Annotated in this window: 24 protein-coding genes; 14 read left to right on the top strand and 10 right to left on the bottom strand. The window is 56.8% G+C overall.

The features are described from left to right. Position 1 precedes the first annotated feature (1 nt). The 6 genes from lnt to miaB all read right to left on the bottom strand — a co-directional run bounded on the left by lnt (position 2) and on the right by miaB (position 6406). Positions 2-1534: an apolipoprotein N-acyltransferase gene (gene lnt / locus ACR0MJ_RS00330; protein ID WP_480758366.1), complete on the bottom strand. Its 1533-nt coding sequence runs from the start codon at positions 1532-1534 to the stop codon at positions 2-4. Next, positions 1531-2415 carry a hemolysin family protein gene (locus ACR0MJ_RS00325; RefSeq protein ID WP_170397541.1) on the bottom strand — a complete coding sequence of 295 codons (885 nt, stop codon included), beginning with the start codon at positions 2413-2415 and terminating at the stop codon, positions 1531-1533. Before ACR0MJ_RS00325 ends, lnt begins: the two co-directional genes overlap by 4 nt. A 36-nt stretch (positions 2416-2451) precedes the next feature. Next, positions 2452-2946, bottom strand: a complete 495-nt coding sequence (gene ybeY, locus ACR0MJ_RS00320; RefSeq protein WP_170404552.1) for an rRNA maturation RNase YbeY — start codon at positions 2944-2946, stop codon at positions 2452-2454. A gap of 41 nt (positions 2947-2987) precedes the next feature. Then, positions 2988-4010, bottom strand: coding sequence for a PhoH family protein (locus ACR0MJ_RS00315; RefSeq protein ID WP_170404555.1), 1023 nt, complete (start codon positions 4008-4010; stop codon positions 2988-2990). Between the two features lie 146 nt (positions 4011-4156). Continuing rightward, on the bottom strand, positions 4157-4921 hold the full coding sequence (locus ACR0MJ_RS00310) for an outer membrane protein (RefSeq protein WP_480758361.1): 765 nt from the start codon (positions 4919-4921) through the stop codon (positions 4157-4159). A 165-nt stretch (positions 4922-5086) separates the two neighbouring features. Further along, positions 5087-6406 (bottom strand): tRNA (N6-isopentenyl adenosine(37)-C2)-methylthiotransferase MiaB, encoded by a 1320-nt coding sequence (miaB, locus tag ACR0MJ_RS00305; protein ID WP_480758357.1) that lies wholly within the window; start codon positions 6404-6406, stop codon positions 5087-5089. A gap of 120 nt (positions 6407-6526) precedes the next feature. Between miaB and ACR0MJ_RS00300 the strand changes: the two genes are divergently transcribed. Next, complete coding sequence (locus tag ACR0MJ_RS00300; RefSeq protein WP_480758353.1) at positions 6527-7390, top strand: glycosyltransferase family 2 protein; 864 nt, start codon at positions 6527-6529, stop codon at positions 7388-7390. Positions 7391-7393: 3 nt separating this feature from the next. On the opposite strand, the gene ACR0MJ_RS00295 is transcribed toward ACR0MJ_RS00300, so the two are convergent. Then, positions 7394-8191 carry a phytanoyl-CoA dioxygenase family protein gene (locus tag ACR0MJ_RS00295; protein ID WP_480758349.1) on the bottom strand — a complete coding sequence of 266 codons (798 nt, stop codon included), beginning with the start codon at positions 8189-8191 and terminating at the stop codon, positions 7394-7396. An 85-nt stretch (positions 8192-8276) separates the two neighbouring features. Here ACR0MJ_RS00295 and ACR0MJ_RS00290 point away from each other — a divergent pair, with 85 nt between their 5' ends. Then, the gene (locus tag ACR0MJ_RS00290) at positions 8277-9173 is read left to right on the top strand and encodes a LysR family transcriptional regulator (RefSeq protein ID WP_480758344.1); all 897 of its coding nucleotides are present in this window, start codon (positions 8277-8279) and stop codon (positions 9171-9173) included. A gap of 3 nt (positions 9174-9176) precedes the next feature. On the opposite strand, the gene irrA is transcribed toward ACR0MJ_RS00290, so the two are convergent. Next, a complete protein-coding gene (irrA, locus tag ACR0MJ_RS00285; protein WP_170397577.1) occupies positions 9177-9593 on the bottom strand; it encodes an iron response transcriptional regulator IrrA in 417 nt (138 codons plus the stop codon). 187 nt (positions 9594-9780) lie between these two features. Between irrA and fabA the strand changes: the two genes are divergently transcribed. Genes fabA through ACR0MJ_RS00265 form a run of 4 tightly spaced genes read left to right on the top strand, consistent with a single transcriptional unit; the run spans position 9781 to position 12595 of the window. After that, complete coding sequence (gene fabA, locus ACR0MJ_RS00280; RefSeq protein WP_170397581.1) at positions 9781-10290, top strand: bifunctional 3-hydroxydecanoyl-ACP dehydratase/trans-2-decenoyl-ACP isomerase; 510 nt, start codon at positions 9781-9783, stop codon at positions 10288-10290. A gap of 30 nt (positions 10291-10320) precedes the next feature. Continuing rightward, on the top strand, positions 10321-11550 hold the full coding sequence (gene fabB / locus ACR0MJ_RS00275) for a beta-ketoacyl-ACP synthase I (protein ID WP_480758340.1): 1230 nt from the start codon (positions 10321-10323) through the stop codon (positions 11548-11550). A 5-nt stretch (positions 11551-11555) separates the two neighbouring features. Next, on the top strand, positions 11556-12347 hold the full coding sequence (locus tag ACR0MJ_RS00270; protein WP_480758337.1) for an enoyl-ACP reductase FabI: 792 nt from the start codon (positions 11556-11558) through the stop codon (positions 12345-12347). 59 nt (positions 12348-12406) lie between these two features. Continuing rightward, a complete protein-coding gene (locus tag ACR0MJ_RS00265; protein WP_480705656.1) occupies positions 12407-12595 on the top strand; it encodes a hypothetical protein in 189 nt (62 codons plus the stop codon). An 11-nt stretch (positions 12596-12606) separates the two neighbouring features. Here ACR0MJ_RS00265 and ACR0MJ_RS00260 read toward each other — a convergent pair whose 3' ends face one another. Then, complete coding sequence (locus tag ACR0MJ_RS00260; RefSeq protein ID WP_170397592.1) at positions 12607-13035, bottom strand: FKBP-type peptidyl-prolyl cis-trans isomerase; 429 nt, start codon at positions 13033-13035, stop codon at positions 12607-12609. Positions 13036-13159: 124 nt separating this feature from the next. Here ACR0MJ_RS00260 and ACR0MJ_RS00255 point away from each other — a divergent pair, with 124 nt between their 5' ends. From ACR0MJ_RS00255 to ACR0MJ_RS00225, 7 genes are all read left to right on the top strand, one after another. Further along, positions 13160-13846, top strand: a complete 687-nt coding sequence (locus tag ACR0MJ_RS00255; protein ID WP_480758335.1) for a haloacid dehalogenase type II — start codon at positions 13160-13162, stop codon at positions 13844-13846. Further along, positions 13846-14673, top strand: coding sequence for an alpha/beta fold hydrolase (locus tag ACR0MJ_RS00250; RefSeq protein WP_480758333.1), 828 nt, complete (start codon positions 13846-13848; stop codon positions 14671-14673). The genes ACR0MJ_RS00255 and ACR0MJ_RS00250 overlap by 1 nt, the downstream gene beginning before the upstream one ends. Next, the gene (locus ACR0MJ_RS00245; RefSeq protein ID WP_480758330.1) at positions 14670-15644 is read left to right on the top strand and encodes a threonine ammonia-lyase; all 975 of its coding nucleotides are present in this window, start codon (positions 14670-14672) and stop codon (positions 15642-15644) included. Before ACR0MJ_RS00250 ends, ACR0MJ_RS00245 begins: the two co-directional genes overlap by 4 nt. A gap of 75 nt (positions 15645-15719) precedes the next feature. Next, a complete protein-coding gene (gene pcaD, locus ACR0MJ_RS00240; protein WP_480758328.1) occupies positions 15720-16508 on the top strand; it encodes a 3-oxoadipate enol-lactonase in 789 nt (262 codons plus the stop codon). 11 nt (positions 16509-16519) lie between these two features. Continuing rightward, positions 16520-17233: an alpha/beta fold hydrolase gene (locus ACR0MJ_RS00235; RefSeq protein ID WP_480758326.1), complete on the top strand. Its 714-nt coding sequence runs from the start codon at positions 16520-16522 to the stop codon at positions 17231-17233. A 214-nt stretch (positions 17234-17447) separates the two neighbouring features. After that, positions 17448-18542, top strand: a complete 1095-nt coding sequence (locus tag ACR0MJ_RS00230) for a Zn-dependent alcohol dehydrogenase (protein ID WP_170733305.1) — start codon at positions 17448-17450, stop codon at positions 18540-18542. Between the two features lie 21 nt (positions 18543-18563). After that, positions 18564-19796, top strand: coding sequence for a mandelate racemase/muconate lactonizing enzyme family protein (locus ACR0MJ_RS00225; protein WP_480758323.1), 1233 nt, complete (start codon positions 18564-18566; stop codon positions 19794-19796). A gap of 23 nt (positions 19797-19819) precedes the next feature. Here the strand turns inward: ACR0MJ_RS00225 and ACR0MJ_RS00220 are convergent, their stop codons facing one another. Continuing rightward, the gene (locus ACR0MJ_RS00220) at positions 19820-22861 is read right to left on the bottom strand and encodes an ABC transporter transmembrane domain-containing protein (protein WP_170511501.1); all 3042 of its coding nucleotides are present in this window, start codon (positions 22859-22861) and stop codon (positions 19820-19822) included. 169 nt (positions 22862-23030) lie between these two features. Between ACR0MJ_RS00220 and ACR0MJ_RS00215 the strand changes: the two genes are divergently transcribed. Beyond that, positions 23031-23420 carry a DUF3307 domain-containing protein gene (locus ACR0MJ_RS00215; protein ID WP_170397621.1) on the top strand — a complete coding sequence of 130 codons (390 nt, stop codon included), beginning with the start codon at positions 23031-23033 and terminating at the stop codon, positions 23418-23420. The last annotated feature ends 3 nt before the right edge of the window (positions 23421-23423 follow it).

The following is a 23423-nucleotide window of genomic DNA, read 5'->3' as shown; positions in this document are numbered from 1 at the left end:
CTTAGCGTTTGACAGGGTCAATCGGAATTTGGTCGTTTACGCGCCGGGTGTGTCGCCATAGCAGCGCGAATAGCACCAATAGAGCTACTAATACCGGACTATCACCAATTCGGGAATAAACGGTCGGAGTTTGTGGGCGCGGCAATTCGGCGTCGATAAACCCCGCCTGCCCAAGCGCCAGCGCCTCGGTGATCTGCCCCGCTGGGTCAATCATTGCCGAAACTCCGGTATTGGCCGAGCGCAACATCGGCAGGCCTTGTTCGATTGCACGCATCTGCGCCTGGGCGAGGTGCTGATACGGGCCGGAACGCGTTCCGAACCAAGCGTCGTTTGTAATCTGCAAAAGAAAATCCGCACGATCCGGCGCGGATAAAATATCCTGCGTGAAAACCGCCTCGTAGCAGATCAGCGGCAGCGCCTTGCCCAGCACGCCTACATCCATCAATGCGGCACCCGGTCCCGCGCTAAAGCCATTCCCTGTGGTTGCGGCCATCCCGTAGATGCCGAACCTTGCCATCACTTCACCAAATGGCACATATTCCCCAAAGGGCACCAAGTGATGTTTATCGTATAGCCCGTCTTGCTGACCCTCCTCATTTAGATAGATCATCGAGTTATAAATCTGCTGCCCATCTGCACGCTGAATGCCCAGGATCACCGGGGTGCCCTGTGCCGCTTCGCCAATGGCTGAAAGATAGGACTGTGCGCTGCCCAGCCATGCCGGGACCGAGGTTTCCGGCCAGACGATCAGGTCCGGGCGGGGCTCGGCCGCTGTGAATTCAAGTTGGCGTGCGAAAAACACTGACGCATAGGCAGGATCCCATTTCTGGTCCTGGGGTGCATTGGGTTGAATCAGCCGCACGATATGACCAGAGGGCATGACTGGAGGTCGGTTCGCTGCATAGATCAAAGCCAATACCGCACAGCCTGCGGTCAACGCGATCGGTACAACGATGCCGCTTCGGGTACGATTGCTGAACAAGGCTGCGCCCAATGGCACTGTGGCAAGCAGTGTCAGCGCCCCCAAACCATAGGGGCCGACAAGTGACAGAGTCTGGGCAAATGGCGTATCCACCCAAATCTGCGCGATGCCTGCCCAAGGAAATCCGGTCAGAATGTAGCCACGCGCAAACTCGACCAGCGCCAGCGTTACAGACAGCAAAGCCCCCTGCAAGACGGGCGCTCCACCGATGCGCTTCGAAACACCGAAGGCCAACGCCCAGAACAAGGCCAACCCGCCTGACAAAAAGATCAGAGCAAAAGGGGCCATCCACGCATGGCGTTGGACATCAACCAGAAACGGCTCGATTATCCAGCTTAATGCGTGCGCAAAATAGCCCGTTGCGAAGACCCAACCCAGCAAACCCGCTCGACGATTTGTCTCAGTGCTCAGATACAACGGCGCTATCAGCACCAGCGACAGCAAGCTTATTGGCCAATATCCCAATGGTGCCTGACCACTGGCCGCTGCGACACCCAACAGCGCCGCCAGCACCAATCGCAGCCAAAAGGGCCACCCCTCGGCAGGGTTCATGCAACAATATCCGGCAGCATGACACGCAACCGTTTTATGCGGCGCGGGTCTGCGTCAATGACCTCGAACTCGGGACCTTCGGGGTGGCATACAACCTCACCACGCGCCGGAACCCGCCCCGAGAGCATGAAGACCAAACCGCCCAATGTGTCGATCTCTTCTTCGTCTACATCTTCGTGGCTGGTCAGAGAGCGGCCAATCTCGGCCTCGAACTCTTCAAGTGGTACGCGCGCCTGAACCACGTAGCAGCCGGGTTTCTCTTGTATCCATAACTGATCTTCGTCGGCATCATGTTCGTCGGCGATTTCTCCGACAACCTGTTCAATCAGATCTTCGATAGTCAGCAAACCATCGACTCCACCGTATTCATCGATCACCAGAGCCATATGGCGACGTTCTGTCTGCATCTTGGTCAGCAAAACGCCAATTGGCATCGATGGTGGCACGAACAGCAATGTCCGCAGCATCGACCTCAGATCGAACTCGGAGGAGTTGCCGTTAAAGCCATGGGTCAGCGCAAAGTCCCTGAGATGCACAAACCCCAAGGGCGTATCCAAAGTGCCATCGTAAACCGGAATGCGTGACAAGCCGCTGTCGCGGAAAATCTGGACAAGTTCGTCTTTCGGGGTTGTCGAGGGGACCGATACGATTTCGGCTGTTGGGATCGCAACATCTTCGACCCGCATTCTGCGCAGGTTGATCATGCCCCTTGGCTGAGCGCTGACGACCTCTGCCCCGTTTAGCTGGCTGGTCTCTTCGCCCTGAGAAGAAAATACGTCGATGAGGCGAGAAAAAAGCCCGCCTCTTTCGTCGCTGTCATTGCTGCTGTTCTGAGAATGCGCGCCATGCGCCGCCCTAGAACTGCCGTCTGTTTCGCCCATTATCCTGTTCCAAATGATCGGGCAAAGGTGCCCATGTCATACATTATATGGGTCATCTATACCCAGTTTGCCAAGTATCTCGACCTCGACCCTTTCCATCAAAGTGGCGTCGAGGTCACGAATGTGATCATACCCCAGCAAATGTAGTGTACCGTGAACGATCAGATGCGTCACGTGATCGTCGGTGCTTTTGCCGGCTTCAGCTGCTTCGCGCGCGCAGGTGTCATAAGAGATCGCAATGTCGCCCAGCACGATTTCGCCAGTAAAGTCAGGTTGCGGAGCCGGCGGAGTGTCTCCCGCCCGATCCGGGGCCAGTTCTTCGGCAGGCCAGCTGAGGACGTTGGTCGGCGTGGATTTTTCACGAAATTCAGCATTCAATTCAGCGATCCGTGCATCATCGCAGCCCAGCAAGCTGATTTCGCATTGATCCGCCTCAAGATCGCAATACTCCAGAACAGCAGCAATTGCGCGCGTGGCCAAAGGCTCCAGCCCGCGCCAGCGATCATCCTCAAGCGTGATTTCCAGATTCATACCTTTGGCTCCGAGCCCAGCTTCAATCGGCGCCTTGAAAGTTATCCGGTTTCGCGCCCCGCATCGGCCTCATACGCCTCGATAATGGCGGCGACAAGCGGATGGCGGACGACATCTTTCGAGGTGAAATAGTTGAAGCTGATATTCGGGATCGTTTTCAGCAACCGTTCGGCATCCTTGAGACCTGACTGCACACCGCGCGGCAGATCAACCTGAGACCGATCGCCGGTGATAACCATCCGACTACCTTCACCAAGCCGGGTCAGGAACATCTTCATCTGCATCGTTGTGGCATTCTGCGCCTCGTCCAGCACCACAAATGCATTTGCCAGCGTACGACCGCGCATGAAGGCAAGCGGAGCAATCTCGATCCGCTTTTCTTCGATCAGCTTGGCAAGTTGTTTTCCGGGCAGGAAATCATTCAGCGCGTCATAAAGCGGCTGCATGTAGGGATCGACCTTATCCTTCATGTCACCGGGCAGGTAACCGAGCTTTTCACCGGCCTCGACCGCCGGACGGCTGAGAATGATGCGGTCAACGTGCCCGCCAATGAACATGGACACCCCGACCGCAACGGCCAGATAGGTTTTGCCGGTGCCCGCGGGACCAATGCCAAAGGCCAGTTCGTTGTTGAACAGCGACTGTACATAGGCCTTCTGGGCGTCGGTGCGCGGTTCGACCAGTTTTTTGCGTGTCTTGATCTCGACCGTGCCACCCTTGAACATCTCAAGCTGGTCACCATCGCGCGTGCCAGTTCCGACCTCGGAATTGCCCATGCGCAACTCGCGGTCGACATCTGCGGCTTCCACATCACGCCCACCTTCGAGCCGTGTATAGAGGGCCTGTAGAACCTCAATCGCCTGCTTTTGCGAATCCTCGTCGCCCAGCACGACAAGCTGATTGCCGCGTCGCACAATCTGCACCGAGAGCTTCTGTTCGATATCGGTCAAGTTGCGGTCATACTCTCCGCACAAATCGATCAATAATCTGTTGTCTGGAAATTCAACAAGCGCCTCACGCTGGGGCATGTCATCTTGCGGTGGGGTCAGGGCACCGATGGCCAATCCGTTCTCCTGTCTTGGCGGTTCACCTTGAGCGTAGACAAACTGAAGAGGTAGACGCAAGCGGCAGTTTCAAAATTTGCACACCTCATGACAAATGCGCCGATGAACGCTGAAACAGCCAACTTTAAACGCCAATCGCGCGGATATCAGAATGTATAGTTCAACCCGATCCGCAGTCCGCGATAGCTTGGCGTCGATTTGGTCGAGAATGACGGACCCAGTTCGACCGTTTTTGATTCGAACTGCAGATACTCGATCTCGCCGGTGATCGACCAATTTTCGTTCAGTTTGTGTTCAGCGCCCAAGCTGGCCGAGAAACCTTGTCGGCGGTCCTCGCTCTCAAATCGGCTTGTCCCGCTTGCATCAGTTAGTGAGCCTGACGTGGTGATATCGCCGCGGACATAACCCACAGTCACGAAATAGAGGACACTGCCGCTGCGGTTGGTAAGCCCGTTCCGCAGGCGGATGGACAATACATCCGAGATCGCGGATCTGCCGCTGACCTCTGCCCCACCGGATCGGGACGAGGTGATGTCATCGAGCGTGCCAAAGTCATAGCCGACTTCCAGCCCATACACATAGTCGCGCCCACCTCTGGCTGGCAGAATGCCGCGCCAGCCACCGCGAAAACCTGCGAAATTTCCGCTTGGCTTAAGGTCGCCCGCAGCAAACGTGTTTCCGTCGTTCACGCGCAGGCCAAACTCGTCCGAACCGCCCGAGGCATGTCCGGCGCTGACCCCCAGATAGAACGCATTGACGTCGCGCGCGAAACGCTGAGACGAGATTACGTCGGGCTCAGTGACTTCCCCGACGACATCGCCGGCCAAAGTCGGGGCAGCGCAAGATAGAAACACGACAGTCGCCGACAAAACACGGGAAAGGTTTACACTCGGAAAACGTATCCAGCTCACTACTCGTACCCTCCGCAAAGGCGGGCCGTCAGGCGGGGTCGGTGCGTTTGTCGACACCCAAAATTCGGCCCAGAAAAATCTAGCCTTCCTCGGAACATAGTTCCAAGCCATAAATCAAGGGTTAAATTTCAAGGCGAAAACCCTTTGCGGGCCAGCCACAAGGGATCAGACCAACTCACCACCCAGCGAGTTCGCGCCAGACGATTTTATCCTTACCTTACGTAAGTCGCCGCTCGCGATATCAGCGTCCGCGACGTGAACCGCATGCAGATACTCGGATTTTCCAACCATCTGGCCCGGTTGCCGCCCAGGCTTTTCAAACAGGACATTAACTGTCTTTCCGACCATCGAGTCCTGAATCTCGCGCTGGTGGCGCGTGATCAACCCTTGCAAGCGCTGCAGGCGTGCATCCGCCACTTCGGCCTCGACCTGTGGCCGTTCTGCTGCAGGTGTGCCGGGTCGCGTCGAGTATTTGAAGGAATAGGCGTAGCCGTATTTGACCTCTTCGACCAAATCCAGAGTGGCCTGAAAATCCTCTTCCGTCTCTTCCGGGAAGCCCACGATGAAATCGCCGGACATCAGAATATCGGGGCGCGCTTCTCGGATACGCTCGATCAATCGCAGATAGCTTTCAGCCGTATGGCTGCGGTTCATCCGCTTCAGAATTTTGTCCGACCCCGACTGCACCGGCAAATGCAGATATGGCATCAACTTCTCACAGGTGCCATGCGCTTCGATCAGCGCATCATCCATGTCGTTCGGGTGCGAGGTGGTAAAGCGTATGCGCTCTAGCCCGTCGACCTTGTTCAATTCCCAGATCAGACCGGCAAGGGTCATGTCTCCGTCCGGTCCAGCCCCGTGATAGGCATTGACGTTCTGCCCCAGCAGCGTGATCTCACGCACACCGCGTTCAACCAGATCGCGGGCCTCACGCAGGATGCGATCTGCCGGGCGGCTGACCTCGGCCCCGCGTGTATAGGGCACAACGCAGAAGGCACAGAACTTGTCACACCCCTCCTGCACGGTCAGGAATGCCGTCGGTCCGCGCTTGGCCTTGGGGCGGTTCTCGAGCTTTTCGAATTTGTCTTCTTCGGGGAACTCGGTATCCAGCGCCTTTTCACCCGCGCGCGTCTTCGCCTCCATCTCGGGAAGGCGATGATAGCTTTGCGGCCCCACCACCAGATCGACAAGCGGCTGGCGGCGGATGATTTCCTCGCCTTCGGCCTGAGCGACGCAACCTGCGACACCGATTTTAAGGTCCGGTTTTTCCGCCTTGAGGCCCTTGAAACGGCCCAGTTCGGAATAGACTTTCTCAGCTGCCTTTTCTCGTATGTGGCAGGTATTGAGCAGGATCATATCCGCATCATCGGGCGATTTGGTCTCGACATAGCCCTGTCCGCCCAGCGCTTCGGCCATGCGTTCGCTGTCATAGACGTTCATCTGACAGCCATAGGTCTTGATAAACAGCTTTTTCGGTTCAGACATGGGTTGGCCTTTGCAGTCGCTGGGTCGGCGTCGTCTATACGTATCGAACGCCGCTTGCAATGCTGGCGCAATTACCCGAATTTGGCGGGAATTTCCAGCAAGGCGGCAACGAAACCAACGATGCAGTACGAATCCCTTGATCACCTTCTGAAATCCGATCGGTCGATCCTGAGCAAGGGACCCGTGGCACTGATATTTGCCGAAGATAATGTCGAGCTAGAAGGGACGCTGCACCATCATTTGAAGCTGGGGTTCAAATCCGTGATCACATTCCTGCCCCAGGAATTCACGCTGGATGAAGCGCTGAGGGAAAGAGTTCATCGAGTGACGATGACCTGCGCGCCCAGAACCGTAGTATTTGAGGCCGTCAATCGGATCATTCAGGCGGCTCAAGGCACATGGGTATACTACTGCTACAACTCTGAATTTCTGTTCTACCCTTTCTGCGAGACCCGCTCGGTCGGAGAATTACTGGCCTTCCATTCTGAAGAACGGCGCCAGGCCATGCTGACCCATGTGATCGATCTTTATGCGAATGATCTGACGGCCTATCCAAACGGAGTGGCCCCCGATCACGCAATGCTGGACAAGACCGGATACTACGCCCACACGCGGCATGACGCATCTGGCAAGCCGCTAGAGCGGCAACTGGATATGTCCGGTGGTCTGCGCTGGCGGTTCGAAGATCATATCCCGTATGAACGACGCCGGATCGATCGGATTTCGCTGTTCAAAGCAAAACCCGATCTGAAACTTCTGCCTGATCACACTTTCAATGAGCCGGAATACAACACCTACGCCTGCCCATGGCACAACAACCTGACCGCCGCGATCTGTTCGTTCCGGGCGGCCAAAGCATTGAAGACGAACGCCGGATCGACGTTTGATATCTCCAACTTCTGCTGGAACCACTCAACTCCGTTCGAGTGGGATTCGCGCCAATTGCTGGATCTGGGCCTGATCGAATCGGGCCAGTGGTTCTAGGTTCTAACGCTGTAGCAGAACTGGGAACCAGTCCTCGCGCAGCCTTTGCCCAGGCACCATTTCATGTCCCGGAAATGGCGGCGAAGTCCGGCCTGGACGCTCGACATAACGTGCATCATCACCAACCAATCGCAGCGAAAATGCCCTGCGTCGGCTATCGGAAGTATTGCCTCGGGCCCCGTGTAGCGTGCGATAGTTGAAGGCCACTGCATCACCGGGCTCCATTTCAAATTCTACAATCTTCATCCCTTCGGCATCTGGGTCCGGAATCGGCATGTACTGGCCCTCGTCGGGGAAGAAACCTTCTTCCGAGACCCAGCGGGTAGGCAGCACTTCTTTTTCCCAGCGGTGCGAACCGGCAACGCAGCGCAAGGTCGCTTGTTTCACCGGGTCCAACGGTGACCAGAAGCTGATATTCTGTTGACCATCCACAAAATAGTATGGCCCATCCTGATGCCACGGCGTTGCCATCGAGGTTCCGGGTTCCTTCACCAGAACATGGTCATGGAACATCTGCACAGATTGCGACTGCATGAGGTCGGCCGCTACTTCAGCAGCAGGAGATTTTTCGATCACTTCACGAAACTGCGGGATACGGGACCAGTTGCAATAGTCGTCAAAAAAACGGCCGGTTTCGCCATCTTTCCTGTTCTCCGAAGCATAAAGACCCGGCTCGGCCATATTCGCGGCAACCCCGGCCCGTAGGGTTTCAATATGATCGGCGAACAGGCCTTTGACCAACACAACGCCGTCCGTCTGGAAGTTGTCGATCATGGCCTGAGAAACAAGAGGGTGAGTCATTGCGGTCTCCTTAGATTTGTCGCCCGATCTGCGCATGAATAAGACATCTGTTCAAATCATATCTTTCAATTTAGGTATTAACTATATGTTATACCTTACTCTGCGCCAATACGAATATGTTTGCGCCATCGGTCGGCATGGCAGCCTGTCTGCTGCGGCACAACGCCTAAATGTCTCGCAACCTGCCTTGTCCAATGCGCTGACCCGGGTCGAATCACGTTTGGGATATCCACTGTTTGCCCGAAGACGGGGTGCCGCGATGGCGCTGACCCCGCAGGGCCGCAAATTCATCGAAGAGGCCGAGGCCTTGTTGAAGCGAGCTGCGCTTTTGGAACAGTCAAAGCAGCCGATAACCGGCGAGCGCCGATTGCGCCTGGGATGCTTTGTCGATCTGGCACCCTTTCTTCTGGCCCAATCTCTGCACCGCCTGCAAGAAGCTTTGCCCGACGTCGTCCTGACACACGGGGTTGAGACGTTCGAAGGCCTGATATCCGGCTTGATCGATGGCAGATACGATTTTGCACTCACCTATGACCTCGGCATGGATGCCGGTTTTTCCTGCAAGAAGTTGTTCGACAGCACCCCACACGCACTGCTTTCACCTGATCATACACTGGCGGCGGCCAATCAGGTCACCCTGACCGAGCTAGCGTCATATCCACTGATTCTGTCTAAAGAGGGTTTGTCTGCACAGCATGTACTCGCGCTTTTCAGACGCAAAGGTTTGAACCCCACAATCTCGCACCGAGCGGAATCATTGGAGCTTTCGCGTAGTCTGGCCGCTCATGGGGAAGGCATCGGGATAAGCTATACCAGCCCTAAAAACGGCTTCAGTTATGATCAGGTCCGCGTGATAAGCCTGCCGATCACCGATCCAGACGCAACCGAATCTGTTGTATTGGCACGGCATGGCACGGGGCCGACAGATCCGATGATCAGGCAGGCTGAGCATGCGTTGGTTACGTTGTTATGTAAGGATTAGAGGTTACTTCTTCCGCAGGCGGATCACCACATCGACCGATGCGATTTCGACGCCTTCAGGAGCTTCCGGCAATTGTTGGATCACCAATTGGTCGGATGGTGCATCGCTCAGACGGCTTTCGTCTTCCCAATAGAAATGCGGATGGTCATGCGTGTTGGTGTCGAAATAGCTTTTGGACCCGTCAACAGTGATCTCTTGAAGCACCCCGGCATCGCAAAACGCCCGCAATGTGTTGTATACGGTCGCCAGCGAAACCGCGTCACCTTTGGCTTTTGCGGATTCAAACAGGCTTTCCGCTGTCACATGACGATGCAGACCGTCGCCCACAAGCAATTCGGCCAAAGCAACCCTTTGGCGCGTGGGGCGCAAACCTGCGTCAACCAACCAATTTGCAGCGATCTCACGGCTCTGAGGTGTCATGAATCCGATACCTGTGTTTTACTGGCCTTAATATAAGTGCGCCCTGCCTGCAATTTCAAATGAAATTCATTCGCAAAGAATATTGTAGTCACAACAAGATATGGAGTGCTGGTCTTGCAGGACCTTGCATACGGGTGATAGACGAGGCCAGATGTAATAAACGGACCCAGGCAGGAGAGGCGGCAGAATGGCCCAATTCCCGAGCAGTTTTGACAAGGACGATCTGCTGAAATGCGCCCGCGGCGAACTATTTGGCCCTGGCAACGCGCAGTTGCCGGCTCCGCCGATGTTGATGATGGACCGCATTACCGAGATTTCCGGCGACGGTGGAGCGCATGGCAAGGGTCATGTGCTGGCCGAATTCGATATCACACCTGAGCTTTGGTTCTTTGACTGCCATTTCCCTGGCAATCCGATCATGCCCGGCTGTCTGGGCCTGGACGGTTTGTGGCAACTGACCGGCTTCAACCTCGGCTGGCGCGGCTGGCAAGGACGTGGCATGGCCGTTGGCGTCGGAGAGGTCAAGTTGACCGGCATGGTGCGCCCGGACCGGAAGATGCTGACCTATAAGATTGATTTCAAAAAGGCGATCCAGACGCGCCGCCTGACCATGGGTGTGGCAGATGGCATCGTCGAAGCCGATGGCGAATTGATATACGACGTCAAGGATATGAAGGTCGTTCTGTCAGACGCCTGAGCCTGACCGGCCGCAATAAGGAGTACGCACATGCGTCGAGTAGTCGTCACCGGTCTGGGGGTTGTGTCCTCGATCGGGAACAATGCCGAAGAGGTGCTCGCCTCGCTCAAAGCAGGCAAATCCGGCATCGTAGCAAGCGAACAGATGGTCGAGCACGGCTTTCGCAGCCAGATCGCCGGTTCGCTGAAAATCGATGTGGCCGATCACGTGGACAAGCGGACCCTGCGGTTCATGGGTCCGGGTGCTGCCTATGCCCATATCGCGATGAATCAGGCCATCGCGGACGCCGGGCTGACCGAAGATCAGGTGGTCAATCCGCGCACAGGTCTGGTGGCAGGTTCGGGTGGACCATCGACCAGCGCGATGTTGACTGCGCACCAAACCGTGCTGAATACCGGCGCAACCAAACGGATCGGCCCGTTTGCCGTGCCAAAGTGCATGTGTTCGACGATTTCTGCGAACTTGGCGACCGCGTTCAAAATCAAAGGTATCAACTACTCGATCACCTCGGCCTGCTCGACCTCGCTGCACTGCATCGGCAATGCGGCTGAACAGATCATGCTGGGAAAGCAGGATGTGATGTTCGCAGGTGGAGGAGAAGAGCTGGACTGGACCCTGTCCTGCCTGTTCGACGCGATGGGTGCGATGTCGTCCAAGTACAACGACACACCTGATAAAGCCTCGCGCGCATTCGATCAGAACCGCGACGGATTTGTGATTTCCGGCGGTGGCGGCATCGTGGTTCTGGAAGACCTCGAGCATGCGCTGGCGCGCGGTGCGAAAATCTATGCCGAAGTAACCGGCTATGCCGCGACATCTGATGGGCACGACATGGTGGCACCATCCGGCGAAGGCGGCGAGCGCGCGATGCGTCTGGCGCTGTCGACCGTGCCCGAAGGCCGCAAGGTCGGCTATATCAATGCCCACGGCACCTCGACCCCAGTGGGCGACGTCGGAGAAGTCGAAGCCGTACGCCGTATCTTTGGTGAAGGCAGTGTGCCTCCGATTTCATCGACAAAATCGATGACCGGTCACGCGCAAGGCGCAGCGGGGGCGCTTGAGGCGATCTTCTGCCTGCTCATGCTGGAACATGATTTCATTACTCCGTCGATCAATGTCGACACACTTGCCGACGGCATCCTGCCCGGTGAAATTGCAACTCAAGTGGTTGAAAACGCAGGCTTGGACAGCGTGATGACCAATAGCTTCGGCTTTGGCGGCACCAACGGATCCATGGTTCTGTCGAAGTATAACGGGTGAACAAGATGTCGGATATTCTCAAGGGTAAACGCGGCCTGATCATGGGCGTGGCTAATGACCGCTCTATCGCGTGGGGCATCGCCAAAGCCATGCACGAAGCGGGCGCTGAGCTGGCTTTCACCTATCAGGGCGAGGCATTTGGCAAACGGCTCGAACCGCTGGCCCAAAGCTTGGGCAGCGACTTCATGGTCAATGCGGATGTGATCGATGATGATTCACTGGATCGCGCGTTTGGCGAGTTGTCCGCCCGCTGGCCAACAATAGATTTTGTTGTCCACGCTATCGCTTATTCGGACAAGTCCGAACTGACCGGTCGATTCTTGAACACCACGCGGGCAAACTTCAAACACTCGCTGGATGTGTCGGCCTATTCGTTCATCGAAGTTGCCCGTCGCGCCTATCCGCTGATGAAGGACAATGGCGGCACGTTGTTGACCCTGACCTATCAGGGGTCGAACAAGGTTGTTCCAAACTACAATGTCATGGGCGTCGCCAAGGCTGCGCTGGAATCGGCGACGCGCTATCTGGCGAACGATCTGGGCCCCGAGGGTATTCGCGTGAACGCCATCTCGCCCGGCCCGATGAAAACATTGGCGGGTGCGGCTATTGGTGGTGCACGCAAGACCTACAAGTTCTGCGACCAGAACGCACCGATGCGTTCGAATGCCACGCTGGAGGCCGTCGGAGGCACCGCCGTTTATCTTGCGTCCGACGCCGGCAGCTATACTTCGGGTGAGATCATCCGCGTCGACGGCGGGTATCATATTCTGGGCATGCCCCAGCCAGAGGCCATGTGACTATATCTTTCCCTGCGGGTGCCAAGATTTGAACATCTTTGCCCCGCAGGGATTACGATATGAGCAAACTTGAACAGATCCTTGCGAGCAACACGCGCTCGCCAGCTTTGAAACGCAAATCAGGAAGCGGACGTGCGCGTCTTTTGCTGCTGATTCTCACATCGCTGCTGATTGCCTTTGTGTTTCTGACCCAACCGCCCGTGCGCGATGCGATTGAGCCGTTGTTGTCACATATGCCGGGCCTTTGATCCAATCAGCATCAGTTGATCGAAACGATTTCGATATCGAAGACCAGATCTTGCCCCGCTAGTGGATGATTTGCATCCAAGGTCACTGTCGCCTCATCTACCTCGACGACAGTCACTGGCAATGCCTGACCGTCAGGAGTTTGCATCTGTAACTGCGTGCCGGGTTCAAGCGGAATGTCATCCGGGATGCCTTCACGCGGGATCTGCTGCCGCATGCCCGGATTGATCGGGCCATAGGCGTCAACGCAATCGATCTCGACACGCTTTTTCTCGCCAATCTCCATGCCCGGCAGGGCAGCGTCCAGTCCGGGTATGATCTGCCCGGAACCAACCGCAAACTCCAACGGATCGCGCCCCTCGGAACTGTCGAAGACTTTGCCGTCCAGCAGAGTTCCGGTGTAGTGGATGCGAACCGTGTCGCCTTGTTTGATTGCGGTCATGATGGCCTCCGGCCTGAAATGAAATGAACGGCGCAGCCTAGAGGCTGACACAGCATTGTAAACCCTGCCCTCTTTAACCCCGGAACCGGTTGTGTTTACCTGCGCCCGATCAGGGGAGGATCGGATGGCTATCACCACGTGTGTATTCGACGCTTATGGCACTCTGTTTGACGTGGCCGCCGCCGCCAGGCAGGCCGCAACAGAGCCCGGATTTGAAGCGTTGGCTAGCAAATGGCCTGAGTTGGCCAATCACTGGCGTCTGAAGCAACTGCAATATACATGGTTGCGTGCTGTCGCTGATGCGCATTGTGACTTTTGGGATGTCACGCAAGATGGGCTGGATTGGGCCTTGGAAGCGGTAGGCCTTCAGGGGGATAACACCCTTCGGCAGCGTCTGCTCGATTTGTATTGGGAATTGCAGGCCTATCCCGAGGTCCCCGATATGTTGAAGGCGCTGAAGGCCGGTGGGTTGCAGACCGCCATCCTATCCAACGGTTCACCCCCGATGTTGAACGGGGCGGTGCAGTCTGCCGGGATCGGTGATGTGCTGGGTGATGTTCTGTCGGTCGAAAGCGTGGGGGTCTTCAAACCCCATGCCAGCGTATACGATCTGGTGCAGAACCGCTTCGGCTGCGCGCGCGAAGAAGTTCTGTTCGTCAGCTCAAACGGCTGGGACGCTGCCGGTGCAAGCGGCTATGGATTTGTCACAGCTTGGGTCAACCGCGCTGGCGAACCAATGGATCGCCTGCCGTGGAAACCTGCACATGTGCTGCCGGACCTGACGACGATCCCACAATTGGCAGGGCTTTGATGGCATATTTCACCACCTCGGACGGCAAACGCCTGTACTATGAAGATACCGGCACGGGCCATCCTCTGCTTTGCTTGGCTGGCTTGACGCGCAACTGCCGCGACTTTTCATTTCTTGCGCCACATATGAGTGATCTTCGTATGATTGCGATGGATTATCGCGGGCGCGGCAAGTCCGATTTTGATGCGAACTACATGAATTACAACATCCTGCGCGAGGGGCTGGATGCGGTTGATCTGCTGGATCAACTGGGCTTGAAGAAAGTGACCCTGTTGGGCACATCACGCGGGGGGCTGATCGCCATGGCCTTGGCCGCCAGCCATCCTGACCGGCTGGCAGGTGTTATCCTGAACGACGTTGGCCCGGTGATCGAACCCGGTGGCATTGCCAAGATTATGGACTTTGTCGGCAATCCCCCAAGTTCACAATCCTATGATGAGGCTGCGCAGGTCCTGCAAACGATGATGGCGCCACAGTTCCCGGGCATCGCTCAGGACGTCTGGAAACTGCAGGTAGAACATCAATACATTCAAACCGATACCGGGCTACAGCTGCGTTATGACCCCGCATTGCGACAAGCGCTGATCGAGCAGGCCGCCATCACCCCGGTACCGGACCTGTGGCCTTTGTTCGACGCCCTGAGCACGATCCACACCGGCGTGATCCGCGGTGCAAATTCCGACTTGTTGAGCAAAGCCACGGTGCAGAAGATGCACGCACACCACCCCGAATTGATCTCGACCGAAGTGCCGGACCGAGGACATGTCCCGTTCCTGAACGAGCCTCAATCCCTAGACCTGATCCGCAAGATATTGGACGCCAAATGAGCAACATAGACATGATCGAAGCCGCCGCCGAGCGGCTGAAAGGTCACGTGCGCGAGACGCCGCTTCTGTCATCGCCTTTCCTGGATGAAATCGCGGGTCGCCGCGTGCTGATCAAACCCGAATGCCTGCAACACACCGGCAGTTTCAAATTTCGCGGCGCGTGGTCAGCTATTTCGGCATTGGATGAAGCGGCGCGCAACCGGGGCGTCATCGCCTATTCCTCGGGCAATCACGCACAAGGTGTTGCCTATGCAGCGGCTCAACATGGAGTCTCGTCCGTCATCGTCATGCCCTCGGATGCGCCGAAGCTGAAGATTGAAAACACCCGCGCGCTGGGCGGTGAGGTCGTCCTTTATAACCGCGCCAGCGAAAGCCGCGAAGACATCGGCGAGGCATTGGCTGCCGAGCGCGGTTTGACCTTGATCCGGCCTTATGACGAACCGCAAGTGATCGCTGGCCAGGGAACAACGGGACTGGAGCTGGCGCGTCAGGCACGGGCGCTGGGCGTGACCGAAGGTGACGTGCTGATCTGCTGTGGCGGCGGCGGGCTGACATCTGGTATAGCGCTGGCATTAGAGCGTCACGCGCCCGGTCTGCGCCCTCGTCCATGCGAGCCTGAAGGGTTCGAAGACGTGAAACGCTCGCTGGCAAGCGGGACGATCCAAAGCAACGACGCTACTTCCGGAAATATCTGCGACGCAATCCTGACGCCACAGCCGGGGCAGATTACCTTTCCCATCCTACAGCGGCTTTGCGGCCCTGGTCTGTCGGTATCTGAACAGGAATCACTACGCGCCATGGCCCTTGCGTTTCTGCGTCTGAAGATCGTGCTGGAACCGGGCGGAGCTGTTTCGCTGGCCTCTGCCCTGTTTCGCAAGGATCAGATTGATGGGGATGCGGTGATCGTAGTCGCCTCGGGCGGCAACGTGGATCCGCAGATCTTTGAACGGGCGTTGGAATTCCTTACCTGACAATCGCTTACAGCCGGTGCAAAATCCGGTCGTAGTCGTTTTAACCGACACCCTGAGCAGACGGGGACGCTAAACATGCATATCGCTGACCTCAAAGATGTTCGGATACACTACCGAATTGATGGCGACGCCGCTGGCGCCCCCATCGTGTTTGCTAATTCACTGGGTACGGATATGCGGCTGTGGGACCCGATATTGCCGCTACTGCCCAAAGGCCTGCGCATCATTAGGTACGACAAACGCGGGCACGGATTGTCAACAGCACCCTCAGCGCCCTATTCCATGGGAAATCTGGTGCGCGACGCCGAGCAATTGCTGGATTATCTAGAGGTCAAGGATTGCGTATTCGTGGGTCTGTCCGTCGGTGGCATGATTGCGCAGGGCCTGGCGGTCAAGCGTATGGATCAGATCCGCGCGCTGGTGCTGTCGAATACGGCCGCCAAGATCGGCACTCCCAAGATGTGGCAGCAGCGTATGGATGCTGTCCGTACCGGCGGGATCGAGGCACTGGCGGATGCCACCATGGATCGGTGGTTCTCGAAATCATTTCGCGCCAGCGCCGAGATGACGCTTTGGCGCAACATGATGGTCCGACAACCGGTCGAAGGCTATCTGGGCTGCTGCGCTGCAATCTCGGGCACCGATTTCTATACGCCAACCAGCGGATTGCGCCTGCCGACCTTGGGGATTGCGGGCAGCGAAGACGGCTCAACCCCGCCCGATCTGGTGCGCGAAACGGTCGATCTGATCCCTGGTTCACGCTTTGCGCTGATCCGAAAGGCAGGCCACCTGCCCTGCGTCGAGCGACCTCAGGACTTTGCCCAATTGATTGGTGATTTTCTGACCGAGATCGGACATATTTGAAGGAGGGATTGTTGGCAGATTTCTTGCTTGTACATGGCTCATGGCACGGTTCCTGGTGCTGGCGCGATCTGATCCCGGAACTGACCACTTTCGGACATACCGCCCGCGCCATCGATATGCCAAGCCATGGCTCGGACCCGACGCCTATCCGCGATGTCACCCTTGGAACGTGCAGAGATGCCGTGCTGAAGGCTTCGACACCAAAGACCATCATCTTAGGGCACTCGTGGGGTGGATATCCCGTAAGTGCGGCTGCCGAGACCGACCCGAACGCCATGCGAGGTGTGATTTATCTAAGTGCCTATGTTCCGAAATCCGGGCTATCTATGGTCGAAATGCGCAAACGAGCCCCACGCCAACTGATCGGAAATGCCGTCGAAGTATCCGGCGACGGGTTGTCGTATTCGGTGGTACCGGATCAGGTGCACGACCTGCTTTATCACGACTGCGCGCGCGAGGTGGTTGCCTATGCATTCGCGCGCCTGTGCCCCCAGGCGATTGCACCGCAGACTACCCCCCTAGACGTCGGCGATAACTTCGCGCGCGTTCCAAAAGGGTACATCAGAACTACCGATGACAGAATCGTTCCGACCGAATATCAGGCCGAGATGGCGGGCTGCGCGGACCCTGATATGCACCTTACGATAGACAGCTCTCACTCGCCGTTTTTTTCGCATCCTGAGCATCTTGCCGGGTTGATGCACCAGATCTCGCAACGAATGTAGCGAGCCACCGTCGATGTCCCGACCCCGATACGCCGTGCGCCGATCTGTTTGGTTGTCGCACACTGAACCGATGACCCACACAATGCTTATCAATAGGTGGATTCTTTTGCGTCTACCCCACTTTGGCAGAACAACGACACATCCGTGACGGTTTCCACCTTGCAGGTCCCGCCGGGACGGGTCACCGTGATCCCGTTAGGGAGCGGGAAAACACATGCAAACCATCAAAGCAGCCGTATGCCGGGCCTTCGGCGAACCTCTGGTCATCGAAGACATCCTGATCGCACCACCCGGCATGGGCGAGGTCGAGGTAACGCTGGATGCAGTGGCGATTTGCCATTCGGACATTTCCTTTGCAAGCGGCGCATGGGGCGGCCACTTGCCCGCGGTTTACGGGCACGAAGCGGCTGGCATCGTTTCTGCTGTTGGCGAAGGCGCAGGGGATTTCAAACTTGGTGATCCCGTTGTGGTAACCTTGATCCGCGCCTGCGGGTCCTGCCCGTCCTGTGCCGGTGGCATGCCCACCATTTGTGAAACACCTTATGACACGGTGAAAGGTCCGCTGCAGACTGCCGACGGTGATGCGCTGGAACAGGCCATGGCATGCGGGGCCTTTGCCGAAAAGGTAGTTGTCAGCCACCGACAAATCGTCCGCATTCCCGAAACGCTGCCCAAGGACCTTGCCAGCCTGCTGTCCTGCGGGGTGATCACCGGTGTTGGTGCAGCAGTCAACGCCGCCCAGCTTCGCCCCGGGCAGGACGTGGTTGTCATCGGCGCCGGGGGCGTCGGCTTGAACGCAATCCAAGGCGCACGTATTGCCGGAGCTCGCCGTATCGTTGCGGTCGATATGACACAGGATAAGCTGGATATCGCAATGGAGTTCGGCGCGACCCATGGTGTTTTGGCCAGCCAGAAAGAGCCGTGGAAAAGCGCCTACAAGGCGCTGGGCGGACGTGGCGCAGACGCCGTCTTGATTACTGTTGGTGCAATCCCGGCCTATGATCAGGCCCCGCGTTACCTTGGTCGGGGCGGCAAGGCGATCATGATCGGGATGCCCCATTCTGGTGACATGTCCAGCTACGAACCCGTCGTGCTGGCCGCGCTTGGCCAGGGCATGGTGGGCTCAAAAATGGGCGATGTAGTGATCCAGCGCGACATCCCGTGGATGATCGATCTGTATGAACAGGGGCGGCTGAAACTGGACGAGTTGATCTCGGGTCGCTGGACCCTGTCGCAGATCAATGAGGCCATCGAAGACACCAAGTCCGGTGCGGCCAAACGCAATGTAATCTTGTTTGATCGCGACTGAACCCCGCAAAAGGAACACCCGATGAAACTGCAAGATCTCGATGTCATTGTCACTGCGCCTCCGGCACCGGGTTGGGGTGGGCGCTATTGGATTTTGGTCAAGGTCACCACGGATACGGGCGTGATCGGTTGGGGGGAATGCTACGCGTCCTCGGTTGGTCCCGAAGCCATGACCCATGTCATTCGCGATGTATTCGAACGGCACATGCAGGGCGAAAACCCCGAGAATATCGAGTTGATGTTCCGCCGCGCCTATTCCAGCGGCTTCACTCAGCGACCAGACCTGACCGTCATGGGTGCGTTCTCGGGGCTCGAAATCGCCTGCTGGGACATTTTGGGCAAGGATCGTGATCGTCCGGTCTATGCGCTGCTGGGTGGGCGGATGAACGACCGTATCCGGGCGTACACCTATCTCTACCCACTTCCTCAGCATAACCTGACGGACTTCTGGACTTCACCTGAGCAGGCCGGAGAAAGTGCTGCTGAAATGGTCCGGCGCGGCTATACCGCCGTCAAGTTTGATCCCGCCGGGCCTTATACGATCCGCGGTGGGCACATGCCCGCTATGTCCGATATCTCAATGTCGATAGCGTTTTGCAAAGCGATCCGTGAGGCAGTTGGAGACAAGGCCGATCTGCTGTTCGGCACTCATGGTCAGTTCAACACAGCCGGAGCTATACGTCTGGGCCAAGCGCTCGAACCCTGTTCGCCGCTGTGGTTCGAAGAACCCACACCCCCCGACATGATCGAGGATATGGCCCGTGTGGCGCGCAATGTCCGTATCCCTGTCGCGACCGGTGAACGGATGACAACCAAAGCGGAATTTGGCGCGGTCCTGCGCGCCGGGGCCGCCGAAATCCTTCAGCCTGCGTTGGGACGCGCTGGTGGTATCTGGGAGATGAAGAAAGTCGCCGCGATGGCCGAGGTTTTCAACGCCCAGATGGCACCCCATCTGTATGCGGGACCGATCGAGTGGGCGGCGAATATTAATCTGGCGGCGTCGATCCCGAACCTGCTGCTGCTTGAAAGCATCGAGACCCCATTCCACGATCAACTGATAAAGGGAAGCATCCGCGTCGAGAAGGGCTTCGTCACTCCTCCGACCGAGCCCGGCCTTGGTATCGAGGTCGATGAAGGCCTTGCCCGAGCCCATCCCTACAAAGGTGACGGGCTGCACCTACAGATGCAGGAAACCCCATGTGACTATGCAAATGGGAATGCGTTTCAAGGCGGTGCACCCGCAACCGAAGGGTAACAATCGACAGGCGAGCAAGCCGATCAGTTCGAGACATACCCCGCGATGACCTGCAACAGTTTAAAGGCTGTGGCTGCATCGTTCTCGACGACCGCCAGAAATTCCTCCTCACCGATCCGTAGGCAGGACAGTTCCGTTTCAGCCACCATGCTCAACGCCCGAGGCTCTTTTCGGATCAACCCCAGCTCTCCCACCAACGCGCCCGCACCAACCGTTGTGATCAGTTGATCGGCCTCGCCCGAACGCGGCAGGTACAATCCTGCCTCGCCCTCAAGGATGACATAGGCGCCATCGGTTGGCTGATCATCCTTCAGAAACACCACCTGGCCAGGTTTCGCTTCGAACCAGCGCGCACCAAAGGCCAGCAGTCGAAGCTGGCGACGGTCGAGCCCAGAGAACAACGGGGTCTGCTCAAGCGCACGCAATTTGCGTACCAGATCGGCAGACGCCGCACCGTCGCCGTCGACGTCGGTTGGGCCTTCACCCGTCACGACCCGGCCCTGACGGATTTCAACATACATGTCGAAAACATCTGGATTTTCGAACGCATCATTCAGATAGATTACAGTAGTTTCGGGCAGCAATTCACGCAGATTTTTATAAACTGCGACCTGTGTCTCCATATCATAGCTGGCAAGCGCGGTTTCCAGGATCAGAATATCCGGCTTTTTGATCGCAGCGCGGGTAAAGGCCAGCGGTTCGGCAAATACCGCAGGCAAGTTCTGGCCGCCAATCGAGACCGGAACATCATAGATCAGTTCCACCACCATCGGTCGCGCCCCGTTCTCGGCCAGAACATCGACGATCAGTTTGCGCGCCTCGTCGGTCCGCGCACCGCCGATCTGGCTGACCTTGCCAAACAGTGCGTTTTCCATGACCGTCAAACCGGGTGCAAAGGCATCTTCATCCAACGGGACGAATACATCGTGCAACGGTTCCAGCAATTTGGCCGAGTGGCTGTGGCGAAGCTCAAGAATGCGGTTCTTCAGCTCATCCGAAAACGCCGGGCCAATCTGCTCGGCCGAGATCACAAATGGCACCGAAAGCAAGCTAGCCAATTGTTCGTCATCCAGCCCGTTTGCGCCTTCTTTGCGGGTTTGCTCGACCAATTCAACCGCGGCCTCGTAGGTCTGGGCCTCAAGCCCCAGCTTGCGAAACAAAGGATGATCTGTTCCATCAAGCCCAAATATCTGGCGCAGCATCTCAATTACGTCGCGTGTCAGGCTGATCAGGGTTTCATCCAACCCCAACTCGCGCAACTGGCCCAGAAACACGGTCTGCTGTGCCAGCAATTGCCGTGTCACTGGAACACAAGGGGTGGCAAACAACAGGTTCTCAGCAACGGGTAGCGCAGGGTTATACGCGCAGCGATCGAAAATCAGCGCCTGCTGATCAAGCCCGGCCTCGCGCACCGCCTTCTGCACCCGAGGGCGCAATTCGACCAGCTTTGCTGCCAGTTCCGGGCGCTCATTCGCATCAAACACCTGCTCGGCACCGCGCTGAAACAACGCAGCGCCCGAGCCCATGCCATCGATCAGTTTCAGCCACCAATCGCGCAGCCGCGCCGTATCGTCAAAACCCGCCATTCCGGGGTCAAGCCATTCGGCGTTGAATGGATCAGCACTATTGCCTGCCCTCAGCGTCTCGGGGAAATCCGGATCCTCGGTGGATTTGGACAGTGGATGTGACCGCATCGGCATCATCACATTTTCACCCAACGTGCCCTGAAACATTATGGGGCGCGAGGTTGCTAGACCTATTCGTTGGGCAACAACGCTTTGATGCAGGCCAGCCATATTGATGCCGCCGATTTCAATACGGCCAGAGGTTGGCAGAATCTCGCGGGTCAGCAACTCGGTCAGCGCATGGCGATCTTCCTCGCTGGTGGCCGAAATGCCGACCGTTTTACCTGCTGGGAACGTCAGGTCCAGATCATCCAAAACCTGATTGCCGTCGATATCACGAACCGAGACCTGATTCAGTACGATATCGCCATTCAGATGCGGACGATCCGCTGGCTCTCCGTCAAACAGGGCCTCATCAATCATTCCATCCGGTGCGAAACGATCAATCACAACATCCCATCGCAGCGACATGTCCTGCGTTTGATTATAATAGGTCAGCAGTTCTTTCCAGGGTGAGCTCAAGTCTTTGTAAGCCGCCAGCGCAGCCACCAGAGCACCCAGCGAAACAGATCCCTGCAACACCAGCAGGCCACCGACAAGGTAGAACATGAATGGCGTCAGCTGCGATATGAAGTTGTTGATGAACTTCATAAAGAACTTCTTCTGATAGATCTCAAAGCGGATGGCGAACAGCCGCCCCAGCTGATCCGAGATCATCGCCCGCCGATATCGCCAACCGCCATTGGCGCGCAGGGTCGAAGCACCGGCAGCGTTCTCGCCGATCTGGGCAGCCAAAACGCGGACCTCTTGAATGCGCTTCTTGTTCAGAAGATTGATCTGGCGTTGCAATCGCGGGATCAGCCAGGCCTGCAGCGGGATCAACGCCACCGCGGCCAGTCCGAACCAAACGCTTTGGAGGAACAGAAAGGACAGGATCGTGATCATTTGTCCCGCCTGCAGCACGGGCTGACTGATCGCATCCCCCATCAGCCCACCCATCGGTTCGCTTTCAGCGGTTATCATCGAGACCATTTCGCCCTGACTGACCCGCTCAAAATATGGTTGTGGGAAGCGAAGCGCGCGGTTGATCAACTGATAGCGAAAGCGACGCAGCATACGCTCGCTCAGAACACCCTTCATGGTGTTGATACGCATCTTCATCAGCCCGTGCGCCAGCACCGCAGCCAGAAAGGCAAAGCACAGGATCATCAGAAAAGTGGTCTGCGTCAGGCTATAACCCCAGACATCGACAATCTGACTTGTCGCGCCGATTGCGTCATTGATGATGCGCTTGGGCAGCTCCAACGTCAGGTAAAGCAAAGGAAACAAGGTCGACGTCACGGCCAGCAAAATCAACTGGTCGCGCTTCGAGTATTTCCAGATGAACTGAAAGATCGATCGTTCTATTGAACCCGCCCCTACTAACGATCCGCCGCTCAAATCACTGATTTTGGCGTGAATACAACGGGCCGAATTTACCGCAATCGTATCCTCGGAAGCAAATGAATTTCCGATTTGCGCCTAATTTGCGTTGTGTGAACAAGTTCATTTGCGCGTTTCGCGTTTACCCCCTAATCTCCTGATTCAGGACGATATCGGGAGGATTCATTTGCCTGCCAGCTTTGGCGCTGTGTTTCTGTTGCTGTGCCTGCTTCAGATCAAACACATGTTCGCCGACTATTATTTACAGACGCCCAAGATGCTTTCCGGGCGAGGCACGTATTTCCACATGGGGCGCGCGCAACATGCTGCTGTGCATGTTGTGGGTTCGGTCGTGATTTTCGCGCTCTTTCGCGCCCCGATTGAATTCATACTGATCATCGCTGCGTTGGAATGGATCGTGCATTTCCACATCGACTTTGCCAAAGCCAACTATTCTGACCGCAAACAGTTGCAACCCAATCAGGCCGCTTTTTGGCGTGCCGCTGGTCTGGATCAGTTGTTTCACAACCTTACTTATATTGGCATGGCCTGGGCTTGGGTGGCTTTCGCGGCTTAAGCT

The organism is Ruegeria sp. C6 (assembly GCF_056537625.1).
The sequence above is the reverse complement of the archived record's forward strand: the minus strand, read 5'-3'. Positions and strand labels throughout refer to the sequence as shown.

What these genes read in the sequence shown, in the direction of transcription:
- miaB (WP_480758357.1), bottom strand. Translation starts at nt 6,406, where the DNA reads ATGTCTGAACCGAAAAAGCTGTTTATCAAGACCTATGGCTGTCAGATG.
- pcaD (WP_480758328.1), top strand. Translation starts at nt 15,720, where the DNA reads ATGCATATCGCTGACCTCAAAGATGTTCGGATACACTACCGAATTGAT.
- fabA (WP_170397581.1), top strand. Translation starts at nt 9,781, where the DNA reads ATGGCCCAATTCCCGAGCAGTTTTGACAAGGACGATCTGCTGAAATGC.
- lnt (WP_480758366.1), bottom strand. Translation starts at nt 1,534, where the DNA reads ATGAACCCTGCCGAGGGGTGGCCCTTTTGGCTGCGATTGGTGCTGGCG.
- ybeY (WP_170404552.1), bottom strand. Translation starts at nt 2,946, where the DNA reads ATGAATCTGGAAATCACGCTTGAGGATGATCGCTGGCGCGGGCTGGAG.
- ACR0MJ_RS00265 (WP_480705656.1), top strand. Translation starts at nt 12,407, where the DNA reads ATGAGCAAACTTGAACAGATCCTTGCGAGCAACACGCGCTCGCCAGCT.
- ACR0MJ_RS00295 (WP_480758349.1), bottom strand. Translation starts at nt 8,191, where the DNA reads ATGACTCACCCTCTTGTTTCTCAGGCCATGATCGACAACTTCCAGACG.
- ACR0MJ_RS00270 (WP_480758337.1), top strand. Translation starts at nt 11,556, where the DNA reads ATGTCGGATATTCTCAAGGGTAAACGCGGCCTGATCATGGGCGTGGCT.
- ACR0MJ_RS00290 (WP_480758344.1), top strand. Translation starts at nt 8,277, where the DNA reads ATGTTATACCTTACTCTGCGCCAATACGAATATGTTTGCGCCATCGGT.
- ACR0MJ_RS00300 (WP_480758353.1), top strand. Translation starts at nt 6,527, where the DNA reads ATGCAGTACGAATCCCTTGATCACCTTCTGAAATCCGATCGGTCGATC.
- ACR0MJ_RS00260 (WP_170397592.1), bottom strand. Translation starts at nt 13,035, where the DNA reads ATGACCGCAATCAAACAAGGCGACACGGTTCGCATCCACTACACCGGA.
- ACR0MJ_RS00245 (WP_480758330.1), top strand. Translation starts at nt 14,670, where the DNA reads ATGAGCAACATAGACATGATCGAAGCCGCCGCCGAGCGGCTGAAAGGT.
- irrA (WP_170397577.1), bottom strand. Translation starts at nt 9,593, where the DNA reads ATGACACCTCAGAGCCGTGAGATCGCTGCAAATTGGTTGGTTGACGCA.
- ACR0MJ_RS00230 (WP_170733305.1), top strand. Translation starts at nt 17,448, where the DNA reads ATGCAAACCATCAAAGCAGCCGTATGCCGGGCCTTCGGCGAACCTCTG.
- ACR0MJ_RS00325 (WP_170397541.1), bottom strand. Translation starts at nt 2,415, where the DNA reads ATGGGCGAAACAGACGGCAGTTCTAGGGCGGCGCATGGCGCGCATTCT.
- fabB (WP_480758340.1), top strand. Translation starts at nt 10,321, where the DNA reads ATGCGTCGAGTAGTCGTCACCGGTCTGGGGGTTGTGTCCTCGATCGGG.
- ACR0MJ_RS00225 (WP_480758323.1), top strand. Translation starts at nt 18,564, where the DNA reads ATGAAACTGCAAGATCTCGATGTCATTGTCACTGCGCCTCCGGCACCG.
- ACR0MJ_RS00255 (WP_480758335.1), top strand. Translation starts at nt 13,160, where the DNA reads ATGGCTATCACCACGTGTGTATTCGACGCTTATGGCACTCTGTTTGAC.
- ACR0MJ_RS00250 (WP_480758333.1), top strand. Translation starts at nt 13,846, where the DNA reads ATGGCATATTTCACCACCTCGGACGGCAAACGCCTGTACTATGAAGAT.